The sequence below is a fragment of the Saccharopolyspora ipomoeae genome, from assembly GCF_029952525.1.
Classification (GTDB): Bacteria; Actinomycetota; Actinomycetes; order Mycobacteriales; family Pseudonocardiaceae; genus Saccharopolyspora; species Saccharopolyspora ipomoeae.
The window spans coordinates 103,812-130,766 of record NZ_JASAOF010000011.1; the positions used below are offsets into that span (position 1 = coordinate 103,812).

The following is a 26,955-nucleotide window of genomic DNA, read 5'->3' on the forward strand; positions in this document are numbered from 1 at the left end:
GTGCATGGACGCGCAGACGGGACTGACCTGGCACGTCGCGAAGTGGATCGTCGAACAGCAGGCGCGGCCTCTGCCCGCGGACCTGGACCGGCACCTGCGACGGCTGACGCTCGATGCGGTGGCCGGCATGGTCGCCAGCTCGGTGGGGCCGGTGTCGGCTGCGGTCGCACGTCACGCCGCAGCTCTGTACCCCGGCGACGTGGCGACCTCGATCGGACGCGGGAGCTCGTCGGTGCTCGGCGCTGCACTGGTCAACGGCACCAGCGGCCACGGCATCGAGTCCGACGAGGGCTACACGCCGGGCAGCATGCATCCCACGTCGGTGGTGCTGCCCACGGTGTTCGCCCTCGGGCAGAGCCTCGGCGCCGACGCGGGACGCGTGCGCATCGCTGCGGCGATCGGCATGGAACTCGCGTGCCGGATCGCCGCTGCCGGCCACCCGGCCACCCGCAACCGGCATTTCCACAACACCCCGCTGGCAGGCGTGTTCGGCGCGACCGCCGCGGCGTGCGTGCTGCGCGGACTGCCGGAGGCCGAAGTCGCCAACGCGCTCGGCATCGCCGGCTCGCACGCGGGCGGGTTGTTCGAGTTCCTCAGCGGCTCGGCGGAGGTGAAGCGCTTCCACCCCGGAAAGGCGGCGCGCGATGGCATCGCCGCAGCGGATCTCGCCGCCGCCGGGCTCACGGGTCCAACCACCGTCCTGGAAGGCACTGACGGCTACTTCGCCGCCTATGCGGGCGCGGCCGGCGAGGCGTGGTTCCCCGAGCACGTCATCGACGGGCTCGGGGAGGGGTGGGTGCTGCTGAGGACCTACGTCAAGCCCTACCCGTGCTGCCGCCACCTCCACGGCGCCATCGACGGTGCGCTGCAGCTGCGCCGCGAGCACGCGATCGACCCCGCCGACATCACCGCGGTGAAGGTCGAGACGTTCCCGATCGCCGCTCGGCACACCGGAACCGATCTGAACACGACCCTGCAGGCACAGCTGAGCCTGCCCTACACGGTCGCCGCCGCTCTCGTCCGCGGGTCGGTGACCTTGACCGACTTCGAGCCCGCCGGTCGCGCTGACACCGCCGTGCGGGATCTGATGGGGCGCATCTCGGTGACCGTGGATCCGGATGCCGATGCCGCCTACCCCCGGTCCGGCCGCCCGGCCCGGACCACCATCGAGCTCGGGAACAGGCGCGCGCACACCACCTGGGTGCAGCACCCGTACGGAGAACCGGCGAACCCGCTGTCCGACGAGGCGCTCGAGGACAAGGTGCGCGGATTGTGCGAACCGGTGGTGGGTGCGGCCGCGACCACCGAACTCATCACCTCGGTCCAGGCATTCGACGATCTGGGATTCCTGGCCGACATCGACCGGGCGATCCGGTCCAGCGCACTCGTCGCCGGCTGACCAGCACCCCGCCACCACACACCAGACCACTTGCGAGGAGCCATCCAATGAAGGTTGGTGTCGAAGCACTGGAGCTCACCTACGGGGAGCACCGAGCAGTGAAGAACCTGGACCTGACGATCCCCGACGGCAGTTCCGTCGTGCTCCTGGGGCAGTCCGGGTGCGGGAAGACCAGCACCATGCGGTGCATCGCCGGTCTCGAATCTCCCTCCGGCGGCCGGATCACCATCGGCGAACGGACCGTCTACGACGGCGCGAGCGGCACCTCGATCCCGTCGCACAAGCGCAACGTCGGCATGGTCTTCCAGTCCTACGCCGTGTGGCCGCACATGACCGTCCTCGACAACGTCGCGTTCCCGCTGAAGATGAAGGGCGTCGGGCGGGCCGAAGCTCGCCGCAAAGCGATCGACGTGCTCGAAGTCGTCGGGCTCGGTCACCTGGGGGAGCGCGGGGCCAGCATGCTCTCCGGCGGCCAGATGCAACGGGTTGCGCTGGCCCGATCGATGGCGATGGAACCCGCGGTGCTGCTGCTGGACGAACCGCTGTCCAACCTCGATGCGCGGTTGCGCGACGAGCTGCGGGTCGAACTGCGCAGGATCCAGCTCGACCGAGGGCTGACCAGCCTCTACGTCACCCACGACCAGCAGGAGGCCCTCGCGCTGGCCGACCGCATCGCCATCATGCAAGGAGGCCGGATCACCCAGCTGGGAACGCCCGAGGAGATCTACGCAGCTCCTGCCAGCGCGTCCATCGCGAGCTTCCTCGGCGTCACCAACGTCTTCGAGGTCGACAGCCTCGACGGGAACCGTGCCGTCCTGGCTGATCAGGGCGGACAACTCTTAGTCGACGAAGCCGAAGCCGGTATCCCGGGTACGCGCTTCGCCTGCATCCGACCCGAGCACGTCCGCGTCACCCCGGCCACGGGCGAGGGTGCGGCCACGGCGACGAACCGGATGCGCGGGACCGTGGAAGTCGCGGTCTTCCAGGGTGCTTCGATCCGCTGCACCGTGCGCACTGGAACAGGTTTGGCGATCGAGGCGATCTGCCCGCCGCCGGTCACCGGGACGCTCGCCACCGGGTCCGAGGTCTCGCTCGAGGTCGACGCCCGTGCTGTCCGGCTGCTGCCGGAAGACGTGACCGAGCTCCAGCAGGCGCAGGAGGTCGTCGCGGTATGACCACCACACCGACCAGACCCGCGCCCCCTGCGACCGCGACAGCCCGCAGACGCCGCAACCCGGTACCGCTGCGCACCCGAGTCCTGGGACTGCCGCTGCTGGCGTTCGTGTCGTTCCTGGTCCTGGTCCCGGCCCTGTTGATCGCGGTGGCCGCCTTCGCCACCGACGTGCCGAGGCCGGGAAGTTCCGACCTGTCCTTCACCCTGGCGAACCTGCAGGTCCTCGCCGCCGAAGGGGTGCTCACCGCCGCGCTGAACTCGCTGCTCATCGCGGTGGGCGCGACGGTGCTGGCCCTGCTGATCGGTGGGTCGCTGGCCTTCCTGGCCGCGCGGACCAATGTCCGGGCCCGCGGGTTCCTATACTTGATCGGGCTGATGCCGCTGTTCCTGCCGTCCTACGTGGGCGCGCTGGCCTGGTCGATCCTGGCCAGCCCAGGAGCCGGGCTGATCAACGTCGCGGTCCGCGACCTCGGTGGGACAGGGCCGGTCGTGAACGTCTACACGATCGCCGGGGTCATCGTAGTGATGGCGATGTACTACGCGCCCTACGCCTTCCTGATGATCCACAGCTCGATGTCGTTGATGAACCCGGACCTCGAAGACGCCGCCGGTGTGCACGGCAGCGCGCCCTGGCGGACCATCCGATCGGTCACCGTGCCGCTGGCGCTGCCCGCGATCCTGGGCTCCGGGTTGCTGATCTTCGTGCTCGTGTTCGAGAACTTCCCGGTCTCTCAGGTGCTGGCAACCCCAGGCGGGATCGACACCCTCCCGACCTTCATCTACAAGCTGATGAACTCCACCCCGTCGCGGGGCAACGAAGCCGCCGTGATCGCGATCGTGCTCGTCGCGGTGGTGCTGGCGGTGACGTGGATGCAGCGCCGCTACCTGGCCAAGAGGTCCTTCACCACGGTGTCGGGCAAGGGCGTGAAGGCCCGCAAGATCGCACTCGGCCGGTGGCGGACACCGGCGTTGGTCGCCGCATTGGCGTACTTCGTGCTGTCGATCGTGCTGCCACTGCTCGCCCTGTTGCTGTCGGCCGTGCGGAGTTCGCCGTACATGAGCTCGTTCTTCGCGTTGGCCGAGCCGGGCGCGCTCGACGCGAGTTCGTTCTCCGAGGCACTGTCGTCCGAAGGATTCCTCGCGGCCACCACCAACAGCGTCGTGGTCTCGATCGCTGCCGCGGCCGTCGGCACCGCACTGGCCTTCGTCGTCGGCTACGTGGTCTACCGGACCAAGTCGTGGGGTCGCGGTGCGCTGGAGAATGTGTCGATGGTCCCGCTGGCCATTCCCCACGTCGTGCTCGGCATCGGTCTTCTCTGGACGTGGTTGGTCATGCCGTTGCCGGTCTACGGCACGCTCTGGGTGCTGATCATCGGGTTCGTGGCCGTGCAGATGCCCCAGGGATTCCGGGGGATCGCCTCTTCGATCCGCGCCACTGACCGCGACCTGGAGGACAGCGCCGTGATGCTCGGCGCCCGTCGCAGCCGAGCGATCGCGGTGATCACGGTGCCGCTGCTGCGGGTGTCCGTGCTGTCCACGTTCCTCCTGCTGCTCATGCTGAGCATGCGTGAGCTGACCGTGCCGCTGTTCCTCTACACCACAGACACCGAAATCCTGTCGATCGCCATCTACGACCAGTTCGAGAACGGTGGTGCGCTCAACGAAGCCTCGGCCACCGCGCTCATCTACTGCGCGATCATGTTCCTGCTCAGCTACCTGCCCCGCCGGCTTGGCGCGGGCTCGGGAGGCCACAGTGCCTGAGACGACGACGTTTCCCCGCACCCGCTCCGGTCGGCGACGCGGTGGCGCGCTGGTGGCCTTGGTCGCCGCCGCGAGCCTGCTGGTGTCGGCCTGTGGTGGCTCGGCGCACAACACCCCGACCGCTCGTGCGGCCAAGCTGCTCGCGCCGCCGCGGGTGGACACCAGCAACGGTTTGACCATCGACGGTGAGCATATCGCCGACAAAGCGCTCTACGACGCCGCGAAGGGCAAGAAGGTCGTGCTGTACTCGGCAGCCGGCAAGGAGGCCGAAGACCTCACCATCGCGCGGTTCACGGCCGAGACGGGGATCCAGGTCGAGCTGACCCGCTTGCCGAACAACAAGCTCGCCGAGCGGGCGTTGTCCGAACACGGCGCAGGTCGGCTCGAGGCCGACGTGATCCGGCTGACCGACCCGCGCACGGCGCGGAAGTTCGGCGAGGCGGGGTTGTACGTGCCGTACCGGACGCCGTTCCACGACAAGCTGGCCGCAGCCGGTGCCACGGTCGACGCGAACTGGTTCCCCGGCTACTACTTCGTGAACGCGATGGCCTACAACTCGGCCATCCACACCGAGAACCCGCCGAACGGTTGGGAAGACCTCACCAACCCGAAGTACCAGGGTCAGCTCGGCATCGTGGCGATCACCACGGGCGGCACGTTGAGCGCGCTCACGCGGTTCCAGATCGAGCAGTTCGGCGTCGGATTCCTCGACCGCATGGCTGCCCAGGACCCCCGGGTGTTCAACTCGACCTCGACGGAGGTGGACGCCCTCGCGCGCGGTGAGATCTCGATCGCGACCGTCAGCTTCAATAACGCGTTCGGGGCGCAGACCAACGGCGCGCCGATCCGGCTGGTCATTCCGGAGGAAGGCGTGTCGGCGTCCGAAGGGCCGCTCGGTCTGACCCCGAAGGGAGCCGACAATCCGGCCGCCCAGGTCTTCGCCAACTGGTCGTTGTCCAAGTCCGGTCAGAAGTTCGTCGGTTCCCAAGGTTTCGTCCCGGTCCGCACCGACGTCGGCCCGGTGCAGGCCGGGGAGTACGAGCTGCCGGCCGCGGACTCCCCGCGCTTCCACCTGCTTGACGAGGAGGGCTTCGCCCGCCACGCGAAGGCCGACCAGGCGCTGTGGAAGCAGAAGTTCAACTTCATCGGCTGAACCAACCTCTCGCAAAGACAAGGAAATCCCAGCATGACTTCGACCCTCGACCGATCGGCCGATGACGACCTCGCGCGCAACGAGCTGCTCGAATCGGTCAACGCGTTCGCCGCACGGCACTTGGCACCTGGCGCGCTGGAACGGGCTCATGAGCCGAGCTACTCCTGGGACATCGCAGCCCAGCTGGGGGAGCAGGGCTTGTTGGGCCTGACGATCTCCGAACAGGACGGCGGGCAGGGAGCCGGTTTGGCCACGGCGGTCGCGGTGATCCAGGCGGTCGCCCAGCACTGCCCGAAGAGCGCGGACATCCTGCAAGCAGGCAACTTCGGTGCCATCCGCACCTTCGCCCAGTTCGCAACGCCGGAGCAGAAGGCGGCGTACCTCCCGGACCTGCTCGCCGGACGGGGCCTGCTCTCGCTCGGCATGAGCGAGCCGGAAGCCGGCTCGGCCGCGACCGAGCTGGCCACCAGCGCCGTCGAGGACGGCGACGACCTCGTCATCAACGGCACCAAGATCTGGGGCACCCACAGCGTGGACGCCACGCTGTACCTGGTCTACGTCCGCTTCGGTCCCGGTACCCGCAACATCGGTTCGGTACTGGTGGAACGCGGCGATCACGGCCTCGAAGTCGGCAAGCCATCGTCCTACATGAGCGGCGAGACCTGGGCCCAGCTCTACTTCGAGGACTGCCGGATCCCGAAGTCGCGGATCCTGCTCGGCCCGGGCGGATTCAAGAAGCAGATGAGCGGCTTCAACGTCGAACGCATCGGCAACGCTTCCCGCTCGCTGGCGCTGGGAAGGCTCGCGTTCGACCTCGCCAGGGAACACGTCTCCCACCGCACCCAGTTCGGCCGCACGCTCAACGAGTTCCAAGGCGTGCAGTGGGCCTTCGCCGAAGCCGCAGTCGCTCTGGACTCCGCCGACGCGCTGCTCGCTCGCGCGGTGGCGAACGCCGAAGACGGTCTGCCGTCCGCGTACGAGACCACCGTCGCGAAGTACGCGGCCAACACCGCCGGGTTCAAAGCGGCGGACGCGGCGATGCAGATGATGGGCGCGCTCGGCTACAGCACCGAGTCACTCGTCGAGTACTGCCAGCGCCGCACCCGCGGCTGGATGATCGCGGGCGGGTCGTTGGAGATGATGAAGAACCGCATTGCGGAGGAGATCTTCGGCCGGCGCTTCCCGCAGCGAGCGACGTCGTGACCGCCGGATTCGGGCCGGTGCGCGTCGAGCACGACGGCGATGTCGCCGTCGTCGTGCTCGACAACCCACCGGTGAACGCGAGCACGGCTCGGATCAGGTCTGGTCTGCTGGAGGCGTTGCGGCAGACCGCGAACGACGACGCGGTGACCGGTGTGGTGCTCATCGGTGCGGGCAAGCACCTGATGTCCGGATCGGACCTGCGGGAGTTCTCCGCCGACGACGTCCCGGAACCGCAGCTGCCCGAGGTGCTCTCCGCGATCGAGAACCACCCCCGGCCGGTGGTCGCGGCGATGTCCGGCTCCACGCTCGGCGGGGGGCTCGAACTCGCGCTGGCCTGCGATCGGCGGATCGCGCACACCGGGAGCCGGGTCGGACTGCCCGAAGTCAGCCTCGGCATGATCCCGGGCGCCGGCGGAATCGTGCGCAGCGCACGTCTGCTGGAACCCGACCAGCTGCTGGACCTGGTGGTGTCGGCCGAACCGATTCCGGTGGAATCCGCTGCGGAGCTCGGCCTGGTCGATGACGTCGTGGACGACTTGCGAGAGGCCGCGGTTGCCGCGGCGAGAACCACGACCAAGCGCGTGCTCACCTCCCTGCCGACGCGTGAAGGTGCACCGGGTCTGCTCGAGGACAGAGCTCGTCGACTGATCGCCGGGCGCGGCGCGGACCCGGCAGTCGTCGCGGCTGTGGGCGCGGTGCTGACCGCGACCGCACTGCCCGCGCCGACCGCGTTGCGGCACGAGCGCGCCGAGTTCACCCGGCTGCGGCGCGGCCCGCAGGCCGCGGCCCGGAGGCACGTGTTCTTCGCCCGGGTAGCTGCCGCGCGCGAAGCACGGCCTGGCGTCGAGCGTCCCGTTCGGACGGTCGGAGTGATCGGCGCCGGAACGATGGGGGCCGGCATCGCCCGCGCATTCGCCTCGGCGGGTGTTGACGTGGCGCTCGTCGACCGCGATACCGCTGCGCTGGAGCGCGCGACCGACCACGTGGCGCGCGCCGGTGGCGATGCTGTGGCACGACTGCGCACGGGGACCGCGTTCGACCTGATCTCGGACGTCGACCTCGTGGTGGAAGCCGTCGTCGAGGACCTCGACGTCAAGATCGCCGTGCTCGGCGAGGCAGCCGGTGTCGTCCGCCCGGGCGTGCCGCTGGCGACCAACACCTCCTATCTCGACATCGATGCCTTGGCCGCAGCGGTCGCCGATCCGGAGCGGGTGTTGGGAATGCACTTCCTGGCACCGGCGCATCGCACCCGCGTGCTGGAGGTCGTGCGCGGGAGCGCCACGTCGCGGGAAGCCCTGGAACACGTGCTGTCCGCAGCGCGGGCGCTGGGAAAGCTCCCGGTGATCGTCGGGGTCTGCGACGGTTTCGCGGGCAACCGGATCTTCTCCGCGTACCGGCACCAGTGCGAGCTGCTGGTGGAAGAGGGCGCGACGCCGCGCCAGGTCGACGATGCGCTGGTAGACGTCGGCTTCGCGATGGGGCCGTTCGCGGTGGCCGACATGTCCGGACTGGACGTCGCCTGGCACGCGCGGCGGCGCCGGGACGCGAGCCGGGACCCGCGGGAACGCTATTCGGACCTCGCCGATCGGTTCGTGGAGAAGGGGCGGCTCGGGCAGAAGACCGGTGCCGGCTGGTACCGCTACCTCGACGGCGACCGAACGCCCCTGGACGATCCGGAGTCCGCGGGGCTGATCGACGACGCTCGTGCGGCCAACGGGATCACCCCTCGGGAGATCCGCGGAGTCGAGATCGTCGAGAGGGTGCTCACCGCGACGGCCAACGAGGCGGCCCTCGTGCTCGCCGAGGGAGTCGCCGCCAGGCCCGGCGACATCGACGTCCTGATGACGTGGGGGTACGGGTTCCCGGAAAGCCTCGGTGGACCGTGCCACTGGGCGAGCACCCGCTCGGCGGCGGATCACGCAGCGGCCCTGGAACGGCTGAAAAATGCCGTCGGATGGGGTTTCCAGCCAGGTGACCCTGTCCTGCTGGGCTGACTCATGCGCCCGCTGGAGTCAGAGCAGCACGGCGTGCTGGGCGACCGACGCCACGACTCGGCCGTCGCGAGCGTGCAGCGTCCCGCGGGCCAGGCCGCCGGCCTCTCCCGCAGCCGGGCAGTCCTGCACGTAGAGGAACCACTCGCCGGGTTCGAGGTCGGCGTGGAACCACATCGCGTGGTCCGCGCTGACCGCGGGCCGGTGCAGGTCCGCCCGTTCACCGCGGGCGCGGGCGATCACGGGCAACAGCGAGCGGTCGGAGGCGAACGCCAGCACGGCGCGTCGCAGGTGGCTGCTCGCTTCCGGCACGGATTCGGCGCGCAGCCACAGGCAGCGCGGTGCGGCCGTGTCGCCCGGCGGCCCGTCGACCGGGCGCACGTCGAGCGGGCGGGAGGCGGTGCGCCAGTCGCCGAGCGGGGGCAGGCGCACCCCTCCCGCCGCCATCCCCGCGGCCCGGCGTTGTGGCAGCGAGGGAAGCGATTCGGGATCGGGCACCTGCGGTGGCCGGATCGACGCACTGGAACTGCTCGGTTCTCCTGGCCCCAGGGACACCATCCCAGTGACGATCTCGCGCCCCGACTGCTCAGCGCTGATGGCGAGCACGGTGCGGCTGCGACCTGCGCGGATCGTTCGCACCGGGTAGGAGATCGGCTCGTGCGGGCGTCCGGGTCGGAGGAAGTAGATGTGCAGGGACTCGACGAACCGGTCGGCAGGTGCGTACGCGGCGGCGGCGAGCACGACTTGGGCGAGCAGGTGACCTCCGAAGACCCGTTGGTCGAACCCGGCGATGGGGGAGCCGACGAGACGCTCGCCCTCCCATCGGAGCTCGATCCGATCGGCGAGCGGGGTTCGGTTGACCACGCCGGGCAGCGAGGTCTCGTCCCCGTGGCGGGTTTCTTCGGTGCTTCTGGTGTCGATGTGGTCCACACCGCAGACACTACATGAAACACTCTATAGAGTATTGAATGAGTTCAGGAGAGAAGCCGGCCTGGCCGGTGGAACGTTCCGCATCCAGCGAGGAGAGCCGATGCCTCAGAATCCCGTCCCCGCGCAGGCCAACCGCGCTTCGACCGCGACGGCGCTGTCCGGACCGCTGCTGCACCCCGCATCGGTCGCGATCGTGGGGGCCTCCGACGACCCGAGGAAGACCACCGGCCGCCCTCAACGATTCCTCGCTGCCGCCGGGTTCGGGGGAACCGCCTGGTTCGTCAACCCCAGCCGGGAAACGGTGCAGGGCGAGAAGGCATACCCGAGCCTGTCCGCGTTGCCCGGCGTACCCGACCACGTCTACGTCATGACGGGTGCCGAGGCGGCCATCGACACCGTGGCTGAGGCGTCGCGGCTCGGTGTGCCGGTCGTGACGGTGCTGTCGTCCGGATTCGCCGAAGAGGGGGCGGAGGGCCAAGCCCGAGAGGACCGGTTGCGCGCTGCCGCAGCGCAGGGGGCGACCCGGGTGGTCGGTCCGTCCAGCCTCGGCGTGGTCAACCCGCGCAGCGGCGTGATGCTCACCGGCAACGCCGCGTTCGGCGAACCGGACACGCCTGCGGGCGGGATCTTCGTCGCCTCGCAGTCCGGCAGCGTCATCGGCGCGCTCGTGTCCCGGGCACGTGGACGGGGGATCGGCTTCGCCGGCCTGGTGTCCACCGGTGGTGAGGCGGACCTCTCGCTCGGGGAGATCTGCTCGGCGACGCTGGACGACCCGGACATCACCTCTTACGCGCTGTTCTTGGAGTCCCTGCGGCACTCAGCGGACCTGGCCGAGTTCGCGGCCGCGGCCCACCGCGCGGGCAAACCCGTCGCGGTCTACAAGCTTGGCCGCTCCGACGAGGCGCGGGCGCTCACGGTGTCGCACACCGGTGCCTTGGCCGGCGAGGACAGCGAGGCCGAGGCGTTCTTCCGCGCATGCGGTTTCGCCCGGGTCTCGACGTTCGAAGGACTCTGCGAGGCGCCGGCCCTGCTGGAGCGGGTCCCCGCGGACGGCCCCTCCCGGCCGCGCGTCGGCGTCGTCACGACCACCGGTGGCGGTGCCGCGATCATGGTCGATCAACTCGCGTTGCGGGACCTGTCCGTGCGCGGACCCAGCCACGAACTCGTCGACCGGATGACCGAAGCCGGAGCACCAGTTCCGCACAGCCTGATCGCCGACCTCGGCCTCGCCGGCGCCAAGCACGACGTGGTCTCTGCGGCTCTGCGGGAGATGCAGGATTCCGGCGAGTTCGACCTCGTGCTGTTCGTGATCGGTTCCTCGGCGCGGTTGAACCCGGAGCTCGCCGTGCAGGCCCTCGCCGAGCGCGGTGGGCACGCCGTACCCGTCGTCGGGTTCGCGCTTCCCGAGGCGCCGGAAGCCGCGGAACTGCTGGCGTCGTCCGGAGTTCCGGCGTTCCGCACGCCCGAGTCCTGCGCTGACGCGGTCGCCGCCGCGTTCGGTCGTCGGTCGGCGCTCATCGATCCGAAGGGACTGCTCGGCTCGTTCGAAGGCGCAACGCAGCTCCTCGACGAGCAGACGTCTGCCGAGCTCCTCGACGTCGTCGGCGTGCCGACACTGCCCTCAGTAGCGCTCAAGGTCACCTCGATGGACGAGGAGATTTCCTTGCCGTTCGACTACCCGGTCGTGGTCAAGGCCCTCTCGGACCAGCTCGCGCACAAGACGGATGCCGGGGGAGTCGTTCTCGACGTCGCCAGTGCCGATGGCTTGCGCGCCGCTGTTCGCGCGGTCGTCTCCGACGTCGCGGACAAGACCGGAATCACCGTCGACCGGGTGTTGGTGCAGCCAATGGCGGACAAGGGAGTCGGGGAGGTGCTGGTCGGCTATCGACGCAGCCAGGACGTGGGCCCGCTTGTCGTGCTCTCCACCGGCGGCGTCCAAGCCGAGCTCTACGACGACAGCGCTGTGCGGTTGGCACCCGTGGACCACGCCACAGCTGCGGAGATGATCGAGGAGGTCACCGGCTTGGCAGTGCTCAAGGGGCACCGCGGTGCACCTGCCGGAGACACCGACGCCTTGACCGACACCATCGTCGCCTTGTCCCGGCTCGCCGTCGAACGGCCGTCCGTGATCGAGGCAGAGGCCAACCCAGTGCGCGTGCGCACCGACGGCGTCGTCGCCCTCGACGCCCTCGTCCGCTGCGTCAAGGAGGCCGACCGTGCATGAGGCGGTGATCTGTGAGCCGTTGCGGACGCCCTTGGGCGGGTGCGGATTCCACTCGTGAGCCCCTGGCGCGTCGCACTCGTCGTGCAGGCGACGTGCGGGCAGGCGTTCTGGCTGGGCATCCGGGTCGTCGTCGGCTATCGCGCACTCGAGGCCGGCGGCGGTCCGGAGTTCCTGGGCCTGCTCGCGACGGCATTCGCGGCCCCCGCGCTGGTGGCCTCGATCCCGGTGGGGAAGGTGACGGACCGCCTCGGTGGCGCCGGCGTCACAGCCGTCGGGCTGCTGCTGAGCGGGACCGGCGCGATCGTGGCGCTGTCCGACGACGGGCTGGCGATGCTGCTGGCCGGTGCGCTCATCATGGGCCTGGGACAGCAACTTCTCATGGTGGGGCAGCAGACGTTCATCGCTCACGTCGGCGCCGGTAGCGACGCCGCGTTCGGGACTCTCACGGCCGCGTCGTCGATCGGGCAGATGATCGGACCACCCGTGGTGACAGCGGTGCTGGCGGTGGAAAACGGCTTGGCCTCCGGCACCGAAGGCGGTCTGGTGGCCTGTCTGTTGTTCCTGGTGCTGGCGTTGCCGTTGACTCCCCGGTTGCTGCGAACCGATCGCGCACTGCGGTCGCAGCGGGGCTCGTCGCCGGGCGAGCGGCCGGGGACTCGGAAGCTGCTGCGTCTCCCGGGCATGTGGCGGTCGCTCGTGGTCAGTGGTGCGGTTCTGGTCACGCTCGACCTCCTCTACGCGTTCATCCCGGTCTGGGCGGTCGAGCAGGGCGTGGATCCCCGGGCCGTTGGATTGCTCCTCGCCCTGCGCGCGGCGGTCTCGCTCATCACCCGGACAGGTCTGTCCCGCTTGGTGAATCGCTTCGGGCGGCTACCGCTGATCGCCACCTCCGTACTCGCGGGAGCAGTAGCACTGGGTGGCCTGCCGCTGGTGGGGGCGTGGGGTGCGGTTCCGGTGATGGTCGGTCTGGGTATCGCGCTGGGCCTGCCACAACCACTGACGATGGCGTGGGTGACGTCGCTGAGCCCGCCGTCCTCACACGGCGCGGCTCTCGGGCTGCGCCTGACCGTCAACCGGATGGCACAGGTGAGCCTGCCGTTGCTGGTCGGCGCCGTTCTCGGCCCGGTCGGCGTGATCGGCGTCTTCTGGGCGAACGCGGCGCTCCTGCTCGGAGCAGCGGGGAGCGTCATAGCCCGGCGACGACGCGACTGACGCCACCCAGATTGCGTGCCGGAAGAGCAACTGATCGAACTGATCTCTCGACCGCCGACCAGGTTTCCGGACATCTAAGTCGGCACCGGCTCCGAAATGCACCTTGTTCGTCCGATGGGAGGAGCGCGGAACGGCCGAATCAGCGACCGCTGGACGATTTAGAGACTCGTGGGCAGGTACGGGGCTGGTAGGTCGAGATTGATGCGGCAGCGTTCGCAGACGCCGTCGGGGGTCGTCCCAATTGAGCCAATGGCTAGAGAGGCGTGACGAGGCCAGAGACGAGCCCGAGAGCTGCGTATCCGAGAGGGATTTGCACTCCCACGGATAAAGACGCAGGTCAGGACGTTGAGGGGTCGAGTGGCCCCAGACATCCGCACCAAAAACCCCAGGTCAAAGACTTGACCTGGGGTTGATGCTGTGTCCGAGGACGGACTTGCACACTATTCACCCGCCTTCTGCTTCCCGAAACCGGTTGAAGCAGGGGCTTTTTTGGTGTCCCGTGTGTCCCTTCGGCACACGGTTCGGGACACCCTGCTGGGACAGGCCGGATCACTCTGTGAACTGCGAGAACGCGGAGTGGCATGGGGCGGGGACGGGTGTTGCGGGGTGTCCCCATGTGTCCCTGAACCGGTTTGGACGCTTCCAACGAGCGTTAGCCGGTGGGGCATAGAGGGGTGTCCCGCGAGTTCCGCTTGGCTTGTCCAGCTGCACAGCTCGTTGGACGGTCTAGAAGGAAACCCGACGACCACCGGCTGGACGTGAGGTGCCTAGATCGCCAGTCGGGCGGGTTTGGTGATGTGGTTCAGGGAGCGGGCATCGGGGTCCACGGCTCGGAGCTTGGACCCCGCTCGAGTTTGAGGCGATCTACACCGCTGCGTCGGCGGCCTGAAACCAGTCAACTGCGGTGGCTACTGGAGGCTGGGCAGACTCGCGTGGTGCTCGTCGGCCATGCATCGGGGCCAGCCGGGGGTGTCCACGTCGCTTTCCGTTCAGGGCATCGAGAACCTCATCCCCCGATGCCGGCGGCTTTCGGGGGATGAGTGCGTCTCAGCGTGTCGATGCTGCGATCCAGTCGTCGTAGAACGGTGGCATGCGGGATGCCTTCTGTTCGAAGGTGGCGGGCCGCTTCTCGCGGAAGGCTGCCACGCCTTCCGCGCCATCGCCGGTGCTCGTGTAGAACATCGCCAGCGACTCCACGCGATGCGCCGACTCGGGGTTGTCCACGCACGCGTTGCGGTAGATCATCTGCCGTGTCAGAGCTGTCGCCACCGGAGATCGGTTCAAGGTCCAGCGGTCAGCCAGCTCGTGGGCTTGCTGGATCAGTCGATCCGGTGGGTGGATGGCGCTGGCGATCCCGGCGGCCAACGTGGCCTCGGCATCGAGGATGTCTGCGGAGTAGACGAGGTCCAATGCCCTGGCCATGCCGACCACGCGGGGCAAGAACCAGGTCGATGCTGCCTCCGGTGTGATTCCCAGGCGGCCGAACACCAAGCCGTACCGCGCGGTCGTTGACATCAGTCGTGCGTCCATGGCCAACGTCATGGACGCCCCGATTCCGACAGCGGGGCCGTTGATCGCGGCGATCACCGGTTTGAGGCACGAGTGGATCGCCAGTGTGACCCTTCCGCCGGTGTCCCGGACGCGCCTGATCTCCGGGCTGTCCAGGTCGCTCATGTCGGCGAGGGTGGGTGAACGTGATTCGTCGAGTCCGAAAACGTTGCCTTCGGCTCCGAGGTCCATCCCGGCGCAGAACGCTCGTCCCGCCCCTGTGACGACGATCGCGCGCACCTCGTCGTTGTCGTTGGCCGCGTTGAACGTTCGCTCGAGCTCGTCGGCCATCGTGGGTGTGAAGGCGTTGAGGCTGTCCGGCCGGTTGAGCGTGATGGTGAGGATGCCCTCGTCGATGTGGTGATCGAGGGTGCTGTAAGTCATTGGTCGCGCGCTCCAGTTGGTCGGCTGTGGCGTGTTCATCCGCGCAGGCTGGCGAGTTGTTCGATGGTCTTCTCGGCGTCGGTGACGATTCCGGTGACGATGTCGTGGCAGGTCTCGACGGATTCGATGAGCCCTTGCGCTTGGCCTGCCCACCACAAGCCGTCTTCCATGCGTCCTCGCTCCAGCACCTGGGTTCGGCCCCGAGCACCGGAGGCCAGTTCGGCGACGTCGTCGAACACCGCGCCGGGGCGTTGTGATCGGGTGGCGATCTCCTCGGAGATCGCGTTGCGCGCGACCCGCGCGGTGTTGTTGAACTCGCGGAAGATCAGCTGGGTCGCTCGTTCGTCGTTGGCGACGATCTGATCCTTGACGTTGCGGTGCACCGGGGCCTCTGCGCTGGCGACGAACCGGGTGCCCATGTTGATGGCGCACGCTCCGAGAGCGAGGGCGGCTGCCAGCCCATCGCCGGTTGCGAATCCTCCGCTGGCGATGATCGGGATCTCCACCTGCCGGACGGCCGCGGGGATGAGAATCAGGCCGGGGATGTCGTCGTTGCCCGGGTGGCCGGCGCATTCGAAGCCGTCGATGCTGACCGCGTCGACGCCCAGCTCCTGGGCCTTGACCGCATGTCTCACCGACACGGCCTTGTGGATCACCTTGACTCCCGCGGCTTTGAAGGCGGCCACGTGCTCTGCCGGGTTGCTGCCGGCTGTTTCAACCACGCTGATCCCGCTCTCGATGATCGCGGCTCGGTATTCGTCGTAGGGCACCGGTGCGACGGTGGGAAGGATCGTGAGGTTGACGCCGAACGGTCGGTCGGTCATCTCCCGGCACCGCGCGATCTCGCGGGCGAGCGCCTCCGGAGTGGGTTGCGTGAGCGCCGTGAGGAAACCGAGCGCTCCGGCCTCGGCCACCCCGGAGATGAGCTCTGCGGTGCCGACGCCGGTCATGCCGCCGCAGACGATCGGGTGGTCCACGCCGAACAGCTCGGTGAAACGGGTCGAGATCACGAGTTCTGAGCCTCCCTGCGGCCCGCTGCGCGTGAGCGGCCCATGATAATGAAAGTCGAATCGAGGTTGAGTTTGCGTCGGGTGCGGGTCGGTGTCAAGAGGTGGAGGCGGGCGGGAGTAGGGCCGGGCGACGATCGAATCGGTAGAATGTCGAATCGGTATCGACATCCTCGGGGGAAGGGGCGGCAGGCGTGGCTGAGAAGAAGTCCGACCAGCAGCGCCGTTCACCGACCAAGAAGGCCGCGAAGGTGGAGGAGTCTGCCAAGGTCGAGCCCGCTGTCCGCCAGGCCCCGGCCCGGCCCGATGCGGTTCTCCAGCGCCGCGGCGTGGCCCGCGTTCAGGCGATCCTGGACGCCGCCGAGGAGCTCCTCACCGAAGCCGGTTACGACGCCGCCACCCTGAAGGCGATCAGCGAGCGCACCGGCATCCCCGTCGCGTCGATCTACCACTACTTCGCAGATCGTCACCAGGTCGATGCCGCGCTCATCAGCCGGCACATCGAGGTCCTAGAAGGGCGCATGAGGGCGGTTGACGGGATCGGCGGACTGGAGTCGCTCGCCGATGCCGCGGCTGCCGTGTTCGATCCGCTCGTCGAGTACTTCCGCGCCCATCCCAGCTGCACCGAGCTCTGGTTCTCGGGGCGCAGCGAGGCGGTGGCGGTTCTGGTGGCGCGCTTCGACGACGCGACCGCTGAATTGTTGCGGAACCTCGCGATCGAGAGGGGGCTCCTCGAAGAGAGCACGCCGCAGCTGGCGATGCGCGTGGCCTTCGAGGCGGGCGGAGCCCTCTTCGACATGGCCTTCAAGCAGGACCCGAAGGGTGACGACGCGGTGCTGGCCGAGGCCGAGCGGCTCGTGTCCGCGTACCTCCAGACCTACGCGCGGCGCGAACGTTGATTGCAGCCCGGCCCTAGCAACCGGGCCTGAGGCGCACCCCCGGTTGCGTCGAGCTGTCATTTCGACACCACGGCACCCTGGCGTCCGTTCTCGTGGCTTGTTCACCTCCCTTCGGTCTCGCCTGCCTTGGCCGATCGGGTTGATCTCCGGCGGGTTCGCGTCTTGTGGCGGGGCGGTGCACAGGCATTAAACTCGAAACCAAATCGACTTTGATTTCAGCGACGGATGCGGGAGTGAGCGGAAATGACCACAGAGCAAGACGTGCACGAGGAGACCCGTGATGTCGTCGTCATCGGCGCGGGCATGGCCGGATTGATGGCTGCTACGACCCTTCGCGATGAGGCCGACGTGGTCGTGCTGGAGGCGTCGGGCAGGTCCGGTGGGCGGGTCGAGACGGTCCAGCAGGGTGATTACTGGATCAACCTCGGCACCCAGTTCACCGAGGGGACCGGGCCGCTGATCGACGCGCTCCACCACCACGGCATCGAGATGGGATCGCTGGCGGACAAGAGCGTGGCGCTGGTCCTCAACGGGAAGTCGGTCGACACGGCCAACCCGCTCGCGCTCATGTTCCGCACGCGGATGAGCTTCCTCGATCGGCTGGGCATGGCGATGGTCGCTGCCCGCATCTTCGCGGCGGTCCCGTTCCTGGAGTCGAACAGCGGCATCGCCAAGAGGGTGCGCGCCAGGCTCGACGAGCGACTCGCGGCGGACCTGCTGCGGGGCGTCCGCTCCCGGTTGGCGCAGGACATGGTCCGGTCGTGGTCGGGCCAGTGGATGGGATGCGAACCCGGGGAGACGGCCGCGACCCAGCTGGTGACCTCGATCGGGCTCGCGCTGGCGGACCCGGCCAAGGTGCCGAACTTCGCTCTGCCCGTCGGAGGCAATCAGACGTTGACCGACATCCTCGCCGCCGATCTCGGTGACCGCCTGCGCCTCAAGTCCCCCGTCGAGTCCGTGGAGGGCAGCGGTGACGGGGTCGTGGTGAACTACACCGGGTCCCACGGGCCGGGCCGTGTACACGCGAAGCGCGCCATCGTCGCGGTTCCCAGCGATGTCGCGGTCCGAATCCTCCCGGGACTTCCCCAGGCGTACCGGAACGGTTTCGACGACATCCGCTACGGCCGGTACGTGATCGCGGGCTTCTTCACCGATGAGGCAGGACCTCAGCCTTGGGACGACTACTTCGCCGTGTCCACGCCCCAGCTGTCGTTCCAGGCGATGTTCAACCACGCCGCCGCCCTGCGCGGGGACGGCCCGCGGAAACCGGGCGGTGCGCTGGCCTGCTTCGCCGGTGGTGCTGCGGCCGATTCCATGTTCGAGCTCTCCGACGACGAGATCGTCGCTCGGTTCAGCAGGGACCTGCTCTCGATCTACCCCCAGCTGGAGGGCAAGCTGGGGGAGGGGATCGTGCGCCGGCACCGTCGCGTTGTGCCGTTCTGGGCGCCTGGCCGACGTGACTCCTTGCCGACTCTGCGCAAACCCCTCGGGCCGGTTCACCTGGCCGGCGATTACCAGCTCGACATGCCTTCGCTCGCCGATGCGGCGACCTCGGGGGAGAACGCGGCGAAAGCGGTCCTCGCGAGCTTGAAGCGCTGATATCGCGCGCTTCCGCCCGCGTCAGCGGGCTCGTCGTCCGCCGGACTCCGCATCGACGCGGAGTCCGGCGGACGACGTAGGACTGCCGGCCGCACGTGTTCACCGACCGCCTGGCATGAGCCGCTACCGGCACCGCCGAGCGCGGTGATCCCGCGCAGCATCACCGGATTTCCTAGTCGCTCGGTGCTGGAAGTGGAAACACCAGCCCGCCAGTGCTCGTGGAGCGCTGACGGGCTGGTGAGCCGTGGGTGGTGCTCAGTCGATCTCCTGGTCGATGCGACCGATGCGCGAGTCGGGGGTGTGGCCATCGAGGGTGATACCGGGGTAGCCGCGCTCGGCGAGTTCGGCGCACATGCGGCGGTACTTGCCGACGCCGCCGACGTAGCCCATGAAGGTGGTGGGCTTGCCGGCGATGTTCGAGCCGCGGTACCAGGAGTCGGTGCTGGCGTAGAGGGTCTGGCCGACGGTTTCCTCGGTGATGGTCACCCAGTCCTCCTGGGCTTCGCTAGTGGGTTCGATGACCTCGGCGCCTCGGGCTTTGGCGTGGTCGATGAGCCCGGTGATCCAGTCCACCGCCTGCTCGATGGTGACGATGACGTTGCTGACGAGCGCGGGGCTTTGCGGGCCGCCGATCATGAAGAAGTTAGGGAACCCGGCCGTCATGATCCCCAGCAGGGTGCGGGTTCCGTCGCTCCACGCGTCCTGCAGCTTGCCCGCCTGCGGCGTGGTGATGTTGAGCGCGAACAGCGGGCCGGTGAAGGCGTCGAACCCGATCGCCAGCACCAGGGCGTCGACCTGGTAGAAGTCGTTGCTGGTGACGATGCTGTCGGCGGTCATGGTCTCGATGGGTTCGTCGCGCAGCGAGACCACGGAGACGTTGGGGCGGTTGAAGGTTTCGTAGTAGTCGGTGCCGAAGCAGCTTCGTTTGGCGCCCAGCGGGTGGTACCTGGGCTCCAGTACGCGTGCTTTCTCGGGGGCGTCGACGATCTCGCGGATCTTCCCGCGCATGAACTCCGCGGCGGTCTCGTTGGCCTCGGGATCGAGGAGCAGGTCGGAGAACTCCGCGCCGACACCGAGAAATCCGCTGCGCTCGTAGGCCTTCTCGTAGCGCTCGTGCCGTTCTTCGGCTGAGACGTCGAAGGCGCGATCGGTGACCGGCCGGTCCGGGATGCCGCCGGGGGAGTGGCGGCACTCCTCACGGATCGCGGGGTAGTTGCTCTTGATCTTCTCGACGGTCTCGGCGTCGAGCGGAGCGTTGCGGGCCGGGAAGACGTAGTTCGGCGTGCGCTGAAAAACGGTGAGGTGTTCGGCGACTTCGGCGATGAGCGGGATGCACTGCACGCCGGAGGATCCGGTGCCGATGACGGCGACGCGCTTGCCGGCGAGGTCGTCCAAGGAGATGTTCCAGCGGCTGGTGGACACCGTAAGCCCGGCGAAGTTCTCCTGCCCGGGCACGTCGACGTCCTTCGGCGTGGACAGGCCGCCCGAGCCGGCGAGCAGGTAGCGGCCTCGGCGGGTTTCACCGGAGTCGAGGGCGACTTCCCAGAGGCGCTCGTCGGCCAACCAGGTCGCGGAGACCACCCTGGTGTTGAACTGGAAGTGCCGCCGGAGGTCGAAGCGATCCGCCACGTGGTTGATGTAGGCCAGGATCTCGGCCTGCGGGGCGAAGCGCTCGCTCCAGGTCCACTCCTGCTGGAGCTCTTCGCTGAAGGAGTAGGAGTAGTAGACGCTCTCGACGTCGCAGCGGGCCCCGGGGTAGGTGTTCCAGTACCAGGTCCCGCCGACGCTGGGAGCGGTCTCGAACCCGGCGAAGCTCCAGCCCTTCTCGGTGGTCTTGTGCGCGGCGTACAGCCCGGAGAACCCGGCGCCGACGCACAGCACGTCCACAACAGGGGCGGTCGACGAACTGGTGTCAGTCATGGTCTCTGCCTTCTCGTCGTCTGGAGCGGGTCATGGACAAGCCACAGGTAGATTGTCAAATGTCTGAGTCATTTGACTAAGAAGTTAAGCGCGGGCTGTTCGTTCGTCAATGGCAGGACCGCGCCTCACGTGGGGCAGGCCGTCGCGGCGAGACCGCGAAGGTGGTGAACGACGTCGTCGATTGCCGCATCGGTCTTGGCGAAGACACCGACCTCGGTGAAGAAGCCGTGGAACACCCCGGGGTAGCGGATCGCGGTTACCGCAACGCCGTCGTGGCGCAGGCGCTCGGCGTAGGCCTCGCCGTCGTCGCGCAGCGGGTCGACCTCGGCGGTCAGGACCAGCGCGGGTGGCAGGTCCCGCAACGACCGGGCCCTCATCGGGGCTGCGAGATGTCCGACGTTCACGCGGCCGGCGCCGACGTACTGCTGCCAGAGCCAGCGGGCGTCGGCAGCGGTGAGCAGGGGTGCGTCGGCGAACTCCGTCCAGGACGGTCTGGAGAACGAATCGTCGACGGCGGGGTAGATGAGGACCTGCGAGGCCGGCCGGGGAAGTGCGAGGTCCCGTATCTGGAGGCAGAGCGCGGCGGCGAGGTTGCCGCCTGCCGAGTCTCCGCCCACCGCGATCACGTCCGGGTCGATGCCGAGCTCGGGTGCCGATCGGCGGAGCCAGGTCAGCGCGTCGAAGGAGTCCTCGAGGGCGGCCGGGTGGGGGTGCTCCGGGGCGAGTCGGTACTCCGGGGACAGCACCGCCCACCCGGACCGTGCGGCGATGGCGCGGCAGACCTCATCGGCGCCGTCGAGGGTGCCGAGGACGAATCCGCCGCCGTGGAGGTAGATCAGCGCCGGTCGTGGGTCTGCTGTGGCGGGACGGGGCGGGTGGTACAGGCGAGCCCGGAGGTGTCCCGACCGGCCGCGCACGGTCAGCTCGTCGACGCGGTCCAGGTGGGTCTTGGGGTTCTCGGAAGGCGCTGTGGACAACAGCTCTCGCGCCGATTCGGCTCCGAGTTCGCGGAGCGGGCTCCTTAGCACTTCCGCGATGGCCTGGGCGACGAGTTGGGCGTCGGCGTCGAGGTGGCCCCAGTACGAGGGGCGGGACTTGGTCACGCGATGACTCCCCAGGTTGAGGTGGGTTGGGGTGTTGACAGTGTGTGACCTGTGCCGCAACATAGTCAAACGTCCAAGTCGCCTGACTAAGACCGCCGAGTGGTGGAACGGGCGACTCTCCGCGCTTCGCGTGTGATCTCGCGAATTCGAAAGGACCACAAGATGACCGAAACCGCGACGGTCCCCACGGCGCCCCCAGCGGCGGCAGGACAGGTCGAGGTCAGGACCGAGGACGATGCGAGCCCGATCGTTCGGTTGATCGGGCGCACCCTGCGGGATTCGAACAGGGTCGGGCACGCCTTCGAGACCCTGCGCAGATCGACGGGAGCGGTGGCGATCTGTTCGCACGACACGCCGCAGTCGGCGACGATCGCCTTCGGCGACAACGGGATTGACGTCTCCAGCGGCGTGTTCACTGCGCCGGACGTGACGCTCACCGTCGACCTCAACGCGCGCTTCGCGCCGATCGGGGAACCCGCGGGCGATGCCGATCTCGCCGCCGGGATCCTCACCGCCCTGTCCCCGCCGCTGCCGGACTGGCGCGCCGCGGCGCAGCGCTTCTGGGAGACGGCTCGGTCCATGCCGGGCATTCCCGATGTCTTGATCGCGGTGACCGAAGGGCCCGACGGCGTGGAGCAAGCCGTTGTGGGGAACGGAAATACGCAGTACTTGATCGCGGGGGATCCCGACACGCTCGCGGGGGTCTTCTCCGGTGCGGACGACCTCGTCGCCGTGTTGTCCTCGGGTCTGCTGGGGATCCAGGGCACGTTGTCCCAGCTGTCCGTGATGGTCGGCGCTTCTTGGAAGGTTCGTTACGATGACTGAACTCACCACTCCTGCACGGGGCTCGCACGCCCTGGAGACCCGGTCGCGGACGGTGCGGCTGGAGGCGACGAACCCGGAAGGCAGTTTCCTGGGCAAGAACGTCGCCCGGGAGAAGTTCACCTCCGGTGTGGACTCCGGTTTCGCGTTCGCCGATCTGCTGTTCGGACTGGATCTGGGCAACGCCCCGGCCTTCGGGTTCGCCTACCCGGAATGGCGCGGGCACCTGGACGACGTGTACTTCCACCCGGACATGTCGACGCTGGTGGAGTGGGCGCCGGGTCTGGACGCGGTGATCGGGGACTACTGGCTCAAGGACGGGACGCCGGTTCCGCTGTGCCCGCGCAATCTCGTGCGGAAGATGGTTGATCGGCTCTCGGTTTCCGGTTTCACCGCCACCGTCGCCGTTGAGATCGAGGCGACGGTCTTCGAGGAGTCGGTTCAGGAGGCGCGGTCGCGCGGTTATCGCGACCTCACGCCTCTCGGCGGAAGCGCGGGTACCGCGTACCACCTCGCGAAGTCGAACGACTGGGTCGAGTACATGAGCGCGGTCGCGCGCCGTCTCGACGAGGTGGGCATCGCGTGGGAGGCCTGGAGCGACGAGGACGCCGCCGGTCAGATCGAGCTGAACCTCGCGCCGGGGGATCCGATCGCGGTCGGGGATGCGTGGGCGCGGACCCGGCAGGTCATGCGGGAGGTCGCGTTCGAGCAGGGGCGCACCGTGACGTTCATGGCCAAGCCCACCGCCGGCTACGGCCAGGCGTCGCACCTGAACGTGTCGCTGCAGCGCGACGGGATCAACGCGTTCTACGCCGAGGAGGGGCCGTCGGCGACGATGCGCCACGCCATCGGCGGACTGCTAGCGACGATCGAGGGCACCGCGTCGATCGTGCTGCCGCAGATCACGTCGTACCGGCGGTTGGTCGACCTCAGCGGACCTCCGGTGACGGTCACGTGGGGCATCAGCAACAAGACCACCGCGGTGCGGGCGGTGTGCGGGCACCCGACGCAGTCCCGCCTGGAGTACCGGCTGCCCGGTGCGGACGCGAACCTCTACCTCGCGCTCGCCGGTGTGCTGGCGGGTGTGATCGCGGGCGTGGAGCGCGAGATCGAACCACCGGAGCCGGTGGACGCGATGGCGTGGTGCCTGCCGCCGGGGCTGGGCGTCGAGCGCTTGCCGGACACCATGACCAAGGCGGCCGACAAGCTCGAGCAGGATCCAATCCTCCGGGACCTGCTGGGCGCGGAGTTCGTGGACTACTGGGTCGGGACTCGCAGGTGGGAGTGGATGCAGTTCCACACCGCGGGCGGTGATCCGTTCGCCGAGCTCTCGGAGTGGGAGTCGGCCCGGTACTTCGAACTGCCGTGATCGCGATGACCACCGACACCTCACTCCAGACGCGGCCGCTCATCGGCATCACCGGCCGGCGGTACCGGTTGGAGCTGCTCGGAGGAGATCGCCGCTACGGCGATCGCTGCGCGGACAGCTACATGTCGGACTTCGCCGACCGCATCGACCGAGCCGGTGGGCTGCCCGTACACCTGTCGTACGACACCGACGCGGAGGCGATCTGCCACTGGCTGTGCGGCGTGGTCATCACCGGCGGGCAGGACCTGCACCCGGCGTGCTGGGGCGGGGACACCTCGGTGGTCCGCGAGGTCGACCCTCGCGCAGACCCGACGGTCCACGACGCCGAGCGCGACGAGTACGAGATCGCCCTAGTGCGCGCAGCCCTGGCACGGGGGATCCCGGTGCTGGGCGTGTGCCGGGGCATGCAGGTCCTCAACGTGGCGCTCGGCGGGACCCTCGTCGCCGACCTCCCGCCGAGCTCGGTCCAGCACCTCTCGGCGGAGTCGGCACCGACCGACGGCGCGGCCGATCACGTCGTGACCTTCGAACCCGGCTCGATCGCGGCGGAACTGCTCGGGGAGCAGGTGGTGACCAACTCGTGGCACCACCAGGCCGTCGACCGCTGCGGTGCGGGGCTGGTGGTGACCGGCCGGACCGGCGATGGCGTGGTCGAGGCCGTGGAACTGCCCGGATCACCGGTCCTCGGGGTGCAGTGGCACCCGGAATGGATGGTGCGGGCGGATCCGACGCTGAGGTGGATCGTCGAGGAGTCCGCCGGCCGGATCACCACGACAGCAACATCGACGAACGCGAGAGAAAGGCAGCAGTCATCGTGAACGAGTGGGGCGAAAGGGCCGGCGTCGCGTCGCTGTCGGGTGAGCAACCGGTCGTGCCGGTGGAGCGCATGGGGGAGGACCCGTCCACTCCGACGCTGAACGCGTTGCTGTCGGAATGCGCGACGCGCTTCCCCGACAGGGAGTTCCTGCGCTTCGGCGACACGTCGTGGACCTTCGCCGAGATCGACAGGTGGACGTCCAAGTTGGCGCACCGGCTGATCGAGGTCGACGGCGTCCGGGTGGGCGACCGCGTCGCGATCATGCTGCCCAACATCGTGCACTGGCCGGTCGCGTGGCTGGCCGTGCTCAAGGCCGGTGCCGTGGCCGTGCCGATCAACTCCTCCTACAAGAGCGCAGACCTCGCGTTCGTCCTGGAAGACTCGGGCGCGCGAATCGTGGTCACCGACAGGGAACGCGCACCGCTCGTGGACGACGCGGCCACCGAACGCGGTCTGGGGGAGGTGCGCATCGTCGATCTCGCTGAGGACGGGACCGGTCCGTTCCCGGCGACCGCGCCGGAGGTGGTCGTCGACGCCGACACGCTGGCCAACCTGCAGTACACCTCGGGCACGACCGGGTTCCCGAAGGCGTGCGTGCTCACCCACGACTACTGGGTACGCCTGGGCTGGGTCTGCGCCGCGATCACCGAACTCGGGCCCGAGGACGTCCTGCTGACGGCTCAACCGTTCTCGTACATGGATCCGCAGTGGAACACCGCGCTCGCCTTGACGGTCGGGGCACCTCTGGTGGTGCTGCCGCGGTTCTCCGCCTCCGGCTTCATCGCCGACGTCCGCCGCCATCGGGCGACGTTCTGCTACGTGCTCGGCTCGATGCCGACCCTGCTGTTCAAGCAGGAACCACACCCCGACGACCTGGACAACGACCTCCGGCTGGTGCTGTGCTCGGGCATTCCGGCGGGTCTGCACGCCCAGCTGGAACAGCGCTGGGGAGCCCCGTGGCGGGAGGTCTTCGGCATGACCGAGTCCGGGGTGGACCTGTTCAGCCCGGTCGACGACACCAGCGCGGTGGGAAGCGGCAGTCTCGGGACTCCCGTGCCGAGCAAGACGATCCGCGTGGTCGATCGGGACGGCAACGATGCTCGCGACGGCGAACCGGGCGAGATGGTCATCTCCGGCAAGCCGATGATGAACGGTTACTGGAACAGGCCGGAGGCGACCGCGGAGGTGCTGCGGGACGGCTGGCTCCGCACCGGCGACGTCGTGGTGCGCCGGCCTGAGGGCGGTGTCCAGCTGGTCGGGCGGGTCAAGGACATGGTGCGCCGCGGCGGGGAGAACGTCGCGAGCGCCGAGGTCGAGGCCGCGCTCGAGCGCGACGACGCGGTCGTCGACTCCGCCGTCGTCGCCGAACCCGACGAGGTGCTCGGCGAGGAGGTCAAGGCCTTCGTCCAACTCGCCGAGGGGATCGAGCCCGAACGCGCGACGGCCGAGCGGATCACCGAACGAGTCCGCCACCAGTTGGCGCACTTCAAGGTCCCGCGCTACGTCGAGTTCGTGCCGGGCTTCCCTCGCACGCCCTCGGAGCGGATCAACAAGCCGGCGCTCAAGGGGCGCGCGGCGGAGGAGCCCGGGATCACCCACGACCTGCGCCCTCACCGCGAGAGCGCCTCAGCGACCGCGACTTCGAACGTCGTCGACGTCGAGGTCGTGCGGGAGGTGGCCGTGGTGACGCTGCGCCGCCCGGAGAAGCTCAACGCCCTGGACGTCGAGGCGCGGGTGCGGCTGGCGGAGGTCATCCGCGAGCACGGAACAGGTGACACCGCCCGCGGAATCGTGCTCACCGGCGAGGGACGGGCGTTCTCGGCGGGGGAGGACCTCTCGGCCACTCCCACCTCGTACGACGAGCTCCGGACGGCCTTGGAGACCTTCCACGACATCACGCGGGCGATCCTGCAGACGAACGTTCCGGTCATCGCGGCGGTCAACGGCCTCGCCGTGGGCGGTGCATCGGAGATCACGCTGTGCTGCGATGCGCGGATCGCGAGCCCTGCTGCGGAGTACTACCAGCCGGAGAACCGTCGCGGCCTGACCATCTCGAACGCATCGAGCGTGCTGCTCCCGCGCCTGGTGGGCAACCACGCGATGAGGATGATCCTCGGCTCGCCGCGGATCGGTGCCGACGAGGCACTGCGGATCGGTCTGGTGGACGAGATCGCGCCGCAGGACGAACTGCTCGACCACGCCATCGACACGGTCCACGCCTGGACCCCGGAGAACAGCACGACAGTTCCCCACCTGGTGCTGCTGCGACCGCAGCTCGAGGAGGTCGAGAAGGCCTTCGCCCGCGAGGACGTGGCCGGGCAGCAGGCGTGGGACAGCGGGATGGTCAGCGCGGGCGTCGCGGGTTTCTGGACGGCCAAGGCGGGTCGCCCGTGACCCGGAAAGCCCTGAGCCGAGCCGTTCATCGCACAGCGAGGCCAAT

The 26,955-nt window shown here is 68.8% G+C and carries 19 protein-coding genes; 14 read left to right on the forward strand and 5 right to left on the reverse strand.

Annotated elements, in window-relative coordinates; all coding sequences use genetic code 11:
• The first annotated feature begins 4 nt into the window (after positions 1–4).
• From QFW96_RS18215 to QFW96_RS18240, 6 genes are read left to right on the forward strand one after another with little or no spacing between them, the layout of a single operon-like run.
• Complete coding sequence (locus tag QFW96_RS18215) at positions 5–1,399, forward strand: MmgE/PrpD family protein (RefSeq protein ID WP_281456887.1); 1,395 nt, start codon at positions 5–7, stop codon at positions 1,397–1,399.
• 47 nt (positions 1,400–1,446) lie between these two features.
• Positions 1,447–2,574, forward strand: a complete 1,128-nt coding sequence (locus QFW96_RS18220) for an ABC transporter ATP-binding protein (RefSeq protein ID WP_281456888.1) — start codon at positions 1,447–1,449, stop codon at positions 2,572–2,574.
• Complete coding sequence (locus QFW96_RS18225) at positions 2,571–4,334, forward strand: ABC transporter permease (RefSeq protein WP_281456889.1); 1,764 nt, start codon at positions 2,571–2,573, stop codon at positions 4,332–4,334. The genes QFW96_RS18220 and QFW96_RS18225 overlap by 4 nt, the downstream gene beginning before the upstream one ends.
• Positions 4,327–5,487 carry an ABC transporter substrate-binding protein gene (locus QFW96_RS18230; protein WP_281456890.1) on the forward strand — a complete coding sequence of 387 codons (1,161 nt, stop codon included), beginning with the start codon at positions 4,327–4,329 and terminating at the stop codon, positions 5,485–5,487. Before QFW96_RS18225 ends, QFW96_RS18230 begins: the two co-directional genes overlap by 8 nt.
• Positions 5,488–5,520: 33 nt before the next feature.
• Positions 5,521–6,690: an acyl-CoA dehydrogenase family protein gene (locus QFW96_RS18235; protein WP_281456891.1), complete on the forward strand. Its 1,170-nt coding sequence runs from the start codon at positions 5,521–5,523 to the stop codon at positions 6,688–6,690.
• Positions 6,687–8,684 carry a 3-hydroxyacyl-CoA dehydrogenase NAD-binding domain-containing protein gene (locus QFW96_RS18240; RefSeq protein WP_281456892.1) on the forward strand — a complete coding sequence of 666 codons (1,998 nt, stop codon included), beginning with the start codon at positions 6,687–6,689 and terminating at the stop codon, positions 8,682–8,684. Before QFW96_RS18235 ends, QFW96_RS18240 begins: the two co-directional genes overlap by 4 nt.
• 18 nt (positions 8,685–8,702) lie before the next feature.
• Here the strand turns inward: QFW96_RS18240 and QFW96_RS18245 are convergent, their stop codons facing one another.
• Positions 8,703–9,611 carry an acyl-CoA thioesterase gene (locus tag QFW96_RS18245; RefSeq protein WP_281456893.1) on the reverse strand — a complete coding sequence of 303 codons (909 nt, stop codon included), beginning with the start codon at positions 9,609–9,611 and terminating at the stop codon, positions 8,703–8,705.
• A 100-nt stretch (positions 9,612–9,711) separates the two neighbouring features.
• Between QFW96_RS18245 and QFW96_RS18250 the strand changes: the two genes are divergently transcribed.
• Together QFW96_RS18250 and QFW96_RS18255 are read left to right on the forward strand one after the other, a co-directional pair.
• Positions 9,712–11,835 (forward strand): acetate--CoA ligase family protein, encoded by a 2,124-nt coding sequence (locus QFW96_RS18250; RefSeq protein WP_281456894.1) that lies wholly within the window; start codon positions 9,712–9,714, stop codon positions 11,833–11,835.
• A 54-nt stretch (positions 11,836–11,889) separates the two neighbouring features.
• Positions 11,890–13,047 (forward strand): MFS transporter, encoded by a 1,158-nt coding sequence (locus tag QFW96_RS18255; protein ID WP_281456895.1) that lies wholly within the window; start codon positions 11,890–11,892, stop codon positions 13,045–13,047.
• A 1,047-nt stretch (positions 13,048–14,094) separates the two neighbouring features.
• Here QFW96_RS18255 and QFW96_RS18260 read toward each other — a convergent pair.
• Both QFW96_RS18260 and QFW96_RS18265 read right to left on the reverse strand, forming a co-directional pair.
• Positions 14,095–14,979 (reverse strand): crotonase/enoyl-CoA hydratase family protein, encoded by an 885-nt coding sequence (locus QFW96_RS18260; RefSeq protein ID WP_281456896.1) that lies wholly within the window; start codon positions 14,977–14,979, stop codon positions 14,095–14,097.
• A gap of 35 nt (positions 14,980–15,014) precedes the next feature.
• Complete coding sequence (locus QFW96_RS18265) at positions 15,015–15,989, reverse strand: NAD(P)H-dependent flavin oxidoreductase (RefSeq protein ID WP_281456897.1); 975 nt, start codon at positions 15,987–15,989, stop codon at positions 15,015–15,017.
• Between the two features lie 191 nt (positions 15,990–16,180).
• Here QFW96_RS18265 and QFW96_RS18270 point away from each other — a divergent pair, with 191 nt between their 5' ends.
• Complete coding sequence (locus QFW96_RS18270) at positions 16,181–16,885, forward strand: TetR/AcrR family transcriptional regulator (RefSeq protein WP_281456898.1); 705 nt, start codon at positions 16,181–16,183, stop codon at positions 16,883–16,885.
• Between the two features lie 243 nt (positions 16,886–17,128).
• Positions 17,129–18,484, forward strand: a complete 1,356-nt coding sequence (locus QFW96_RS18275) for a flavin monoamine oxidase family protein (RefSeq protein WP_281456899.1) — start codon at positions 17,129–17,131, stop codon at positions 18,482–18,484.
• Between the two features lie 255 nt (positions 18,485–18,739).
• On the opposite strand, the gene QFW96_RS18280 is transcribed toward QFW96_RS18275, so the two are convergent.
• Both QFW96_RS18280 and QFW96_RS18285 read right to left on the reverse strand, forming a co-directional pair.
• On the reverse strand, positions 18,740–20,404 hold the full coding sequence (locus QFW96_RS18280; protein ID WP_281456900.1) for a flavin-containing monooxygenase: 1,665 nt from the start codon (positions 20,402–20,404) through the stop codon (positions 18,740–18,742).
• A gap of 125 nt (positions 20,405–20,529) precedes the next feature.
• Entirely contained in the window at positions 20,530–21,507 is a 978-nt protein-coding gene (locus QFW96_RS18285; protein WP_281456901.1) for an alpha/beta hydrolase, read from the reverse strand.
• Between the two features lie 162 nt (positions 21,508–21,669).
• Between QFW96_RS18285 and QFW96_RS18290 the strand changes: the two genes are divergently transcribed.
• From QFW96_RS18290 to QFW96_RS18305, 4 genes are read left to right on the forward strand one after another with little or no spacing between them, the layout of a single operon-like run.
• Complete coding sequence (locus QFW96_RS18290; protein WP_281456902.1) at positions 21,670–22,332, forward strand: hypothetical protein; 663 nt, start codon at positions 21,670–21,672, stop codon at positions 22,330–22,332.
• Positions 22,325–23,698, forward strand: coding sequence for a glutamine synthetase family protein (locus QFW96_RS18295; RefSeq protein ID WP_281456903.1), 1,374 nt, complete (start codon positions 22,325–22,327; stop codon positions 23,696–23,698). Before QFW96_RS18290 ends, QFW96_RS18295 begins: the two co-directional genes overlap by 8 nt.
• 5 nt (positions 23,699–23,703) lie before the next feature.
• Positions 23,704–24,516: a gamma-glutamyl-gamma-aminobutyrate hydrolase family protein gene (locus QFW96_RS18300; RefSeq protein ID WP_281456904.1), complete on the forward strand. Its 813-nt coding sequence runs from the start codon at positions 23,704–23,706 to the stop codon at positions 24,514–24,516.
• Complete coding sequence (locus tag QFW96_RS18305) at positions 24,513–26,909, forward strand: AMP-binding protein (RefSeq protein ID WP_281456905.1); 2,397 nt, start codon at positions 24,513–24,515, stop codon at positions 26,907–26,909. The genes QFW96_RS18300 and QFW96_RS18305 overlap by 4 nt, the downstream gene beginning before the upstream one ends.
• The last annotated feature ends 46 nt before the right edge of the window (positions 26,910–26,955 follow it).